This is a genomic window from Candidatus Cryosericum odellii, assembly GCF_003570935.1.
Taxonomy (GTDB): Bacteria; Caldisericota; Caldisericia; order Cryosericales; family Cryosericaceae; genus Cryosericum; species Cryosericum odellii.
Genome location: NZ_QXIU01000120.1, coordinates 22,203 through 29,536 on the forward strand (window position 1 = coordinate 22,203; position 7,334 = coordinate 29,536).

Consider the following 7,334-nt stretch of genomic DNA (forward strand, 5'->3'; position numbering starts at 1 on the left):
TGGTATGGTTGCCTAGCGGGGAGCCGTGTAGTCAATTGATTGCTTTTTCCTATATGGAAGGACGATCAGATGAATTGAGGTGAAAAGCTCCCGTATCCATCCGTTCCGCAGGAATCTTCTTGTTGACGAAAAGACGCTCCTGGTCTTCAAATAGAAGTGACGAACATGGCGGCGGCATTCCTTGAGCATTTGTTCATCCTCTCCGAATGTCAGGCTCTCATCGTACCGGATGTCACCCAGGAGGTCCCGGCGTATGAACTGGATAGACTTGGTCGTTCTGGTGACATAACTGACGAAATTGAAGAAGTGATACCATCCTCTGGCGACCCTCGAGTCAGGAACGGGGCGGAGCGAGACCATCCCAGTCCCCAGGTTTCTGCCGGCGTTCGCCCTCAGGAAACGGTCAAGTTCCCTGAGAAAGGTCGGCGCAAAATAGGTATCGGCATCGAGGAAGATCACCCAGTCGCTCGCCTGGGAGACGAGATCTGCACCCAGATTCCGTGCGTGTGAAACCCCTGTCTCTGCAATCCTGACGACCTTCGCGGACACAGGCGCGTTTGCTGCGACAACGCTGTCCGTCCGGTCCGTAGAACCATTCTCCACGATGATGACCTCAAGCCTGCTGGGCGGATAGTCCAGCTCCTTCAGCGCAGAGAGTGTCTTGCCAATATAGTTTTCTTCATTGTAAGCAGGAATGACAATCGAAAAGAACAACACTTCATTGCTCACGTTCAATTCCTTTCGCCTTCTTTCCAAAGCGACTGAGATGATGACTAGCCGCCAATTGCATAAAGGTACCCGTCCCAGGACCCTACATAGACGGTGCCATTGGAGGAAATTCTTGGTGACGAGAAGATCCCGTTGCCTGTCTTGAATTTCCACTTGAGCGTGCCGTCAGCATTCAGTGCGTAGAGGTAGTTGTTGTTTGAGCCTATATAGATTGTTCCCTCAAAAGAAATGACTGGTGAAGAGGTAATCTCATCAAGGCCTGCTGTCATCCAGACAGGCGGTTTCTTCAAAAGATTCTGGAATGGACCAGCACTGGGCCAACCTGTCCTAAATGTCCACTTAAGAGTGCCGTCAGGGTTAATTGCAGACAGGTAGCCGTCCCATGACGCTACATAGATTGTTCCGTCTGAAGAAATGGCCGGAGAAGAGACGGACGCAGAGATAATCCAGTGGCTTGTTCTGTATTTCCACTTCAGCGTACCATCAGGATTGAGCGCGTAGAGATAACGGTCATTTGACCCTACGTAGATTGTTCCGTCCGAAGCAATAGCAGGGGAAGACCAGATCCTGCCATTTGTTTTATATTTCCACCTGAGCGTACCATCAGGATGAAGCGCATAGAGATAGCGGTCATTGGACCCTACGTAGACTGTTCTATCTGGTGCAATGGCCGGAGAAGTCTGGATCCTTCTACCTGCTTCAAACTTCCACTTAAGCGTTCCATCAGGATTAAGTGCGTAGAGGTAGCTTTGCAAAAAGTTGAATATGTCAAGGTGGTTGATATTTGCTCCTACATAAATCGTTCCGTCCGAAGCAATAGCAGGGGAAGAGTAAATCACGTCGCCTGTTTCAAACTTCCACTTAAGCGTGCCGTCAGGGTTGATTGCATAAAGGTACTCGTCTCTTGAACCTACGTAAACTGTTCCATCTGAAGCAAGAGCAGGCGAGGAGACGATCCAGCCACCTGTCTTGAACTTCCACTTCAGCGTACCGTCAGGGTTCAGTGTGTAGAGGTAACGGTCCCTTGAACCTGTATAGATCGTTCCATCTGAACCAATGGCTTGGGAGGACCAGATCTTCTCGCCTGTCTTGAACTTCCACTCGAGATTCCCATTGTTTGTTGACGTATCATACGGGCATTGCCCTGTATGCCTTGCATCGTACCCTTCCATGGGCCATATCGGCTGGGTTTCTGCCTTCGCGAGTTCTACTCTTACTGTCGCCTGAAAGGCAGAAAACAAAACCAAGGCTATCAAAAACACTGCGACGGATCTCTTGATAGGACTCTCCTTCTTTCTTTGCGTTCTTGTCGTGTTCCCTGTCTTCATCCAGCCAGGAGCCTGTGCGCCGACCGTGCTATTGCGGCTTCTTCTCTGAAATGATGACTCCGAGGATATCGGGCCCCACCTGGTTTCCGAGAACGGGTTCAATCTGGGCCAGCATGCTCGGCAGGTTGTACCTGGAGGTGAACTCACGCTGGAAGCCCTCAACCTCGTCCCGGTTGGTGCCATACTGGAACCCGATGTATTCGATCCCCTTCTGCACGTGCTTGTCGATGATTGCCCATAGATGTTCCAGCGCAACTTTCTTGGTCCGGGGACGGTCCTCGACATCCGTGGCCCCCTGGGTGAAGGTGAGGATGGGCTTGATCTTCAAGATGCTGGCAGCGATGGCAGCAGCCTTTCCAATGCGCCCGCCCCTCTCGATATACGTGAAAGAGTCAAGCACGAAGTAGGTATGGGTCCGCTGGCACAACGCTTCCGCCTCAGCGACGACCTGCCACAGCAGTGCTCCTGCCTCGGCAAGCTCCACTGCTCGCATCACCGGAAATCCGATACCGAGACCGGCATTCCAGGTATCTACAAGCTGCACGTGAACTGTGTCCAGCTGGTTGCGCCCGGTGAGAGCCGCATTGAGTGTCCCCGACAGGCGTGAACTGACGTGAAGCGACACGATGTCTCCTGCAGGGTCCTTGTCCAGAATGGCACGATATGCAGAAGCGAATTCTTCGGGTGACGGCTGCGTACTGCCCCCTTTCGCGCCCGCCACGAGACGACGGTAGAACTCGTCGTTCGCAATGTCGATGCCATCGCGGAAGTACTCGCCGTCGAGCGAGACCCTAAGGGGCACGATGGTGACACCGTGCTCCTGGGCATACCCTTGCGGCAGGCATGCCATGCTGTCTGTTACGATGTGGATAGCCATTGCCGGCTCCTTTCTCCGCCTGCACATTCATCCCCTTGCCCATCGCGGCCTCATACCCCGGAGGGCGATCTCATCAACTGACACTCCCCTGACGGAGGTACATCAGGCGCTAGTCATAGCGTAGTATAGCACCGTGTGCCTCTCCTGTTGTCGAGTTGCGTCATCAAAGAATCATAGTGAAATGGTCTAGCGTGTCGTGCCAGCACCACATCCTCAACTCCCCACCGATACCCAGAGCCAAGACCGACCATCTTGTTGGCATCAACAAAATGGTCGACCCCGCTCAGCAAGCCAAGATTGCATCCATATGGTTGGACCCGACCTGTCGAGACGTCCGACGTCATCTATCAGGTTGAACTATTTCCATTTTGGAAACAACTGCCGTGCCCTGGACCATGTTATAGGAGACACCCTGCGTTCGACACCTGTCTGTCATTCCCCCCCCGAGCCCTTTGGTTCAAGGTGAGGGGTGCTTTCGGCGAAGGCGGGAATCCAGCCCTGACGAGACGCTTCTGCTGTTCTGTCTATTGAACAGAAGTGGTATCATGTGATTGCTGCAGATTCCTGAAGGGGATGCAAGTATGTTGTCGACGCTTCTGAAACAGTACTGGTGGATCATCCTCCTAATTGCCGTGGGTCTTCTCGTACTTCAGTCTACTAAAGGCTCTCGGAACAAGGGAACACCTTCGGAGAAATCTGAGGACCTACCCTACGTCCTCAAGCGGTACCTGATGTCCAAGGCAGAACGCTCGTTCTTCGGGGTGCTGGAGCAGGTGACCGACAGCTCAAAGTACTACATCTTTCCACAAGTGTCACTGAACAACCTCGTGACTGTCGAGAAGGGCACCGGGTCCTACCAGGCGTTCCACAACAAGGTTGACCGCAAGTCGGTTGATTTCGTGCTCTTTGACAGGAACGCCATCTCACCCGTCCTCGCCATAGAACTGGACGATTCTTCGCACGACCGAGAAGACCGGCAGGAACGCGACGCGTTCGTCGACCGAGTCCTGGCAAAGGCAGGACTGCCTCTCCTGCACGTCAGGGCACAGGCCGCCTATGACCCGAAGCAGCTTGCTGCATCGATCACCGAGGCCATCCGAAGATAAGGACTGATCGTTGAGCGCATGACTCAGCAGGACAGCTGTCTGTCCCCCGCTAACAGGAAGGGACAGTCACCGCAGCTCGTAGTCTGCAATGACCGCGGAGTGATCGCTGCTAGCAGCGATTGACTCGGCGTATGGATAGGAGCAGTTGACCACTGTCCATCTCCGCGAGTGCATGATGTAGTCGTACCGCCGCGGTGTCCCTTGGGTGACGTGCGATACGGTCAACGGATCCCGCGCATTGTCGATGTGTCTAGTGCTCCTAAGATGCTCGACATACGAATCGGACAGGTCATGAACCTTCTTGCTCCCCATAATGAGACCTGCTGTCTTGCCACGGGGCCAGAAAACGAGTTTCGTGGGGTCGATGTCATCGTGCCATGGCTCGTTCGCGTCGAAGCAGAGGAAGTCAAGGTCGCTCTTGTGGAGTTGCAGGTAATCGGCGATAGAGGCGAAATTGCTGGACTTAGCCTTGTGGTAGCCAACCCCCGTCAACGAGTGAAAAGCAACCACCCGGATGGGTCCAAAGACACCATGAAGGAGCACGGAGAGCGTCCGCTCGGGAAACACCGTTCGATCTAGCAACTCCGGAGAGATGATCGGCAATCCGAAACTGAATACTGCGATGCCCATCTTCCTCTCATCGCCTTCGTTGCCACCCGGCTCACGCAGGTCGAGACTGAAGCACGACGATGTCAGATTCGGGAGATTCCTCAGTGTGTCATAGGCGGAGCGCTTGACCTCCTCCAGACAGACAATTGCCGGGCCCTGACCAATGCTGTTCATGATGAAGTTGGCGATGCTCTCAATGTGGCAACTCATGTAGATGTTCCACTGTACGACGCGCAACGTCGTTGCCATGGGAAATGGCAACCCCACTACCTGGGGAGGTTGCTCAGGGGAGTCTCTACTTATCATCATCGCGAAAGCGAGCTTAGTCCAGGACCGAGACGATCCTGAAACGGATGTCCTTCTTTGGATCGGCTGCCATGAATGCCTCCTGACATACTGACATCGTCATGCCTGACTGCGCGCCCAGGATCCGGCGCAATGCCTACAGGTCAGTGTTCGGCCAGGATATCCCTAATCAACTCCATCGCCCACTCTTCCACTGCGTTGTGCCCAGCGGGGATGACGAACTCCTGACCCTTCTTTGCAGCGCAGAACGTCTCGTCATGCCATCCATATCGGGACTCTCCTCCTGGATGATACGACATATCCTCGACCTCACGGAAACAAGGGTGCAGTTGCCAGTCGCAGAGGCTCGTGCTCCCAGGCCGTGTCAGCTGGAGGCGCTCATTCCAAAGGAAGCGTCCCCATCCCAGCACCTTCGTTCCAGGGATCGTGGGAGCAGCGACGAAGATCTGGTTGTGCTTGTACGCGGAGGAATCCAGGAAGCACTCCTGTGTATGCGGATGACGCAGTGCCCAGTCCGGGAAACACGTATTCTTTGACCCGTCGAGGATCTCGCCCACAAACAGGTACCCGAAGAGAGCGTGCATATCCTGCTCATGAGCAGGCGACCAACGCCCGTCGACGCGTTCTGTATGCCGGAAGCGCCCGAAGAACAGGAACAGGTCGCCGGGGCCGACTTGGTGGTTCAGCAGATGGCTTGATGCCGCGTTCGCCTGCCCAAACATGCCACGCCAGCCAGGAAGTCGTTCTAACGCTGAAGCAACAAGATCGGGGTCTACATGTGCGCTGATCCCCTGGCGAGATGGCAGCCAAGTCTTATGGGAGAGAACGAACCTGTCTTGATGTCCATGTCGCAGCTGACGCATGATATCCAGATAGGAGACGCCGTCGCCTGCTGACAGATCACTATACGACACAACTCCGTTGCTGGCCGGGATCGGGAGCGAGAGCATCCTGCCGTCAGGCAGAATGGGGCTCGCCCATCCACCATACCCACTGTCAAAGCCCTTGCGGCTGAGGATGATGTTCACTTGGTGCTTCCTCCGTTTTCCCTGTGTACCTCCGCCATCGGTGTTCCGACCGCACGTCGCTATGGCTATTATCGGCCTCGGAACGGCGACGTCAAGCGCTATCCAAGGCCGTGCTCCGCAGTCCCCATTCGCCTTGAGTCCCCTGCTGAACAAAGGTATACTCATCTCGAGAGTTGAATATTATGGAGGAAATCATGGCGATCATCGTTTCGAAGAACGGTCACGAGGCTCACAAGGTGGAGCGCAGAGCAGCTTTATCTGCTAGCTTTTCTCGGATTGCCTTGGAAAGCTAATGGTAAGGAAAAAGATTTGTGAACCCGGTATTCAGGGTATATATTATCTTCTAGGGGAAGCCTTTGATATGAGAATTGAAGCTTCAGGGTGTCCCGATTCTGAGGTTTTCATGCCCGACAATACAAACCACATAGTCTATATCAGGCTTTACAAGTTATTCAAGGAACTGAGGGGCAACATGAAAGGATACTGGAAGGAAAGGGCAGAATTTATAAAATTCCCAATAGGAGAGGAGTGAGAACTATGGATTTGAATGCAATAAACAAGGAAGTATGCGATGCAGGTGTTCAACTTTGTGAAATGGGGCTGACTGCTGGTACATGGGGAAACGTCAGCGAGAGAATCGATGATGACTATATGTACATAAAGCCGAGCGGGATCGACTATTACAAATTGGCACCCTGTGACATGGTAAAAGTAAACATACACGATTTGAGTTATGAAGGGAATTTGAAGCCTTCAACGGAAACCCCCCTTCATGCTGCAATTTATGTGGCACGTCCAAACATAAACGCCGTAATACACAACCATTCAACTAACGCATGTATCGTAGCTGCAGCTCATAAGGATATTCCCCCCATACTCGATGATATGGTTCAGATAGTTGGAGGTTCAATTAGAGTTTCAAAGTATGGTCTTCCTGGTTCCGATGAACTTACAAAAAATGGAATGATAGCCCTCGAAGGACGAAATGCAGCAATCCTTGCCAACCATGGACCGGTCTGTATTGGACGAAACATGAAGGAAGCGTTCGTCATCTGCCAGATAGTGGAGAAGGCTGCGAGAGTGTTCGTCGACGTACAGGCTTTGGGCGGTCCGGTGTGCATAAGTGATGAAAACGTGCAATTCATGCGCTCCTTTTTCCTCGAAGAATACGGACAAAAAAAGGAGGGCTGAAAATGGAAAAGTTAAAAACCGTGTAACTGCATTTATAAATGATAAACATCTGAATCTTTTAAAAGAGTACTGTGATATTACTGTAACGGGATGGACAAAAACGGGAGTTAAGTTTAACGAGGAGGAAATGATCGAGGCTTTGAAGGATGCAGACATACTT

Annotated in this window: 8 protein-coding genes; 3 read left to right on the forward strand and 5 right to left on the reverse strand. The window is 52.7% G+C overall.

Translation table 11 applies throughout. The features are described 5' to 3' along the window. Positions 1-12: 12 nt before the first annotated feature. Genes SMC5_RS05155 through SMC5_RS05165 form a run of 3 tightly spaced genes read right to left on the reverse strand, consistent with a single transcriptional unit; the run spans position 13 to position 2,934 of the window. Positions 13-729 carry a glycosyltransferase family 2 protein gene (locus SMC5_RS05155; RefSeq protein WP_165848986.1) on the reverse strand — a complete coding sequence of 239 codons (717 nt, stop codon included), beginning with the start codon at positions 727-729 and terminating at the stop codon, positions 13-15. A gap of 44 nt (positions 730-773) precedes the next feature. After that, positions 774-2,057, reverse strand: a complete 1,284-nt coding sequence (locus SMC5_RS05160; protein ID WP_207799088.1) for an outer membrane protein assembly factor BamB family protein — start codon at positions 2,055-2,057, stop codon at positions 774-776. Between the two features lie 28 nt (positions 2,058-2,085). Beyond that, on the reverse strand, positions 2,086-2,934 hold the full coding sequence (locus tag SMC5_RS05165) for a DegV family protein (protein WP_165846258.1): 849 nt from the start codon (positions 2,932-2,934) through the stop codon (positions 2,086-2,088). A gap of 581 nt (positions 2,935-3,515) precedes the next feature. Between SMC5_RS05165 and SMC5_RS05170 the strand changes: the two genes are divergently transcribed. Further along, entirely contained in the window at positions 3,516-4,040 is a 525-nt protein-coding gene (locus tag SMC5_RS05170; RefSeq protein WP_119119874.1) for a DUF2726 domain-containing protein, read from the forward strand. Between the two features lie 66 nt (positions 4,041-4,106). Here SMC5_RS05170 and SMC5_RS05175 read toward each other — a convergent pair whose 3' ends face one another. Both SMC5_RS05175 and SMC5_RS05180 read right to left on the reverse strand, forming a co-directional pair. Beyond that, positions 4,107-4,898, reverse strand: coding sequence for an endonuclease/exonuclease/phosphatase family protein (locus SMC5_RS05175; RefSeq protein WP_119119875.1), 792 nt, complete (start codon positions 4,896-4,898; stop codon positions 4,107-4,109). Positions 4,899-5,098: 200 nt separating this feature from the next. After that, the gene (locus SMC5_RS05180) at positions 5,099-5,983 is read right to left on the reverse strand and encodes an Nmad3 family putative nucleotide modification protein (RefSeq protein WP_119119876.1); all 885 of its coding nucleotides are present in this window, start codon (positions 5,981-5,983) and stop codon (positions 5,099-5,101) included. 292 nt (positions 5,984-6,275) lie between these two features. On the opposite strand from SMC5_RS05180, the gene SMC5_RS05185 reads away from it, so the two are divergent. Both SMC5_RS05185 and SMC5_RS05190 read left to right on the forward strand, forming a co-directional pair. Continuing rightward, positions 6,276-6,515, forward strand: a complete 240-nt coding sequence (locus SMC5_RS05185; RefSeq protein WP_119119877.1) for a hypothetical protein — start codon at positions 6,276-6,278, stop codon at positions 6,513-6,515. A gap of 5 nt (positions 6,516-6,520) precedes the next feature. Further along, positions 6,521-7,174 carry a class II aldolase/adducin family protein gene (locus SMC5_RS05190; RefSeq protein WP_119119878.1) on the forward strand — a complete coding sequence of 218 codons (654 nt, stop codon included), beginning with the start codon at positions 6,521-6,523 and terminating at the stop codon, positions 7,172-7,174. Positions 7,175-7,334 lie beyond the last annotated feature (160 nt).

What these genes read in the sequence shown, in the direction of transcription:
- SMC5_RS05160 (WP_207799088.1), bottom strand. Translation starts at nt 2,057, where the DNA reads ATGAAGACAGGGAACACGACAAGAACGCAAAGAAAGAAGGAGAGTCCT.
- SMC5_RS05165 (WP_165846258.1), bottom strand. Translation starts at nt 2,934, where the DNA reads ATGGCTATCCACATCGTAACAGACAGCATGGCATGCCTGCCGCAAGGG.
- SMC5_RS05170 (WP_119119874.1), top strand. Translation starts at nt 3,516, where the DNA reads ATGTTGTCGACGCTTCTGAAACAGTACTGGTGGATCATCCTCCTAATT.
- SMC5_RS05175 (WP_119119875.1), bottom strand. Translation starts at nt 4,898, where the DNA reads ATGGCAACGACGTTGCGCGTCGTACAGTGGAACATCTACATGAGTTGC.
- SMC5_RS05185 (WP_119119877.1), top strand. Translation starts at nt 6,276, where the DNA reads ATGGTAAGGAAAAAGATTTGTGAACCCGGTATTCAGGGTATATATTAT.
- SMC5_RS05190 (WP_119119878.1), top strand. Translation starts at nt 6,521, where the DNA reads ATGGATTTGAATGCAATAAACAAGGAAGTATGCGATGCAGGTGTTCAA.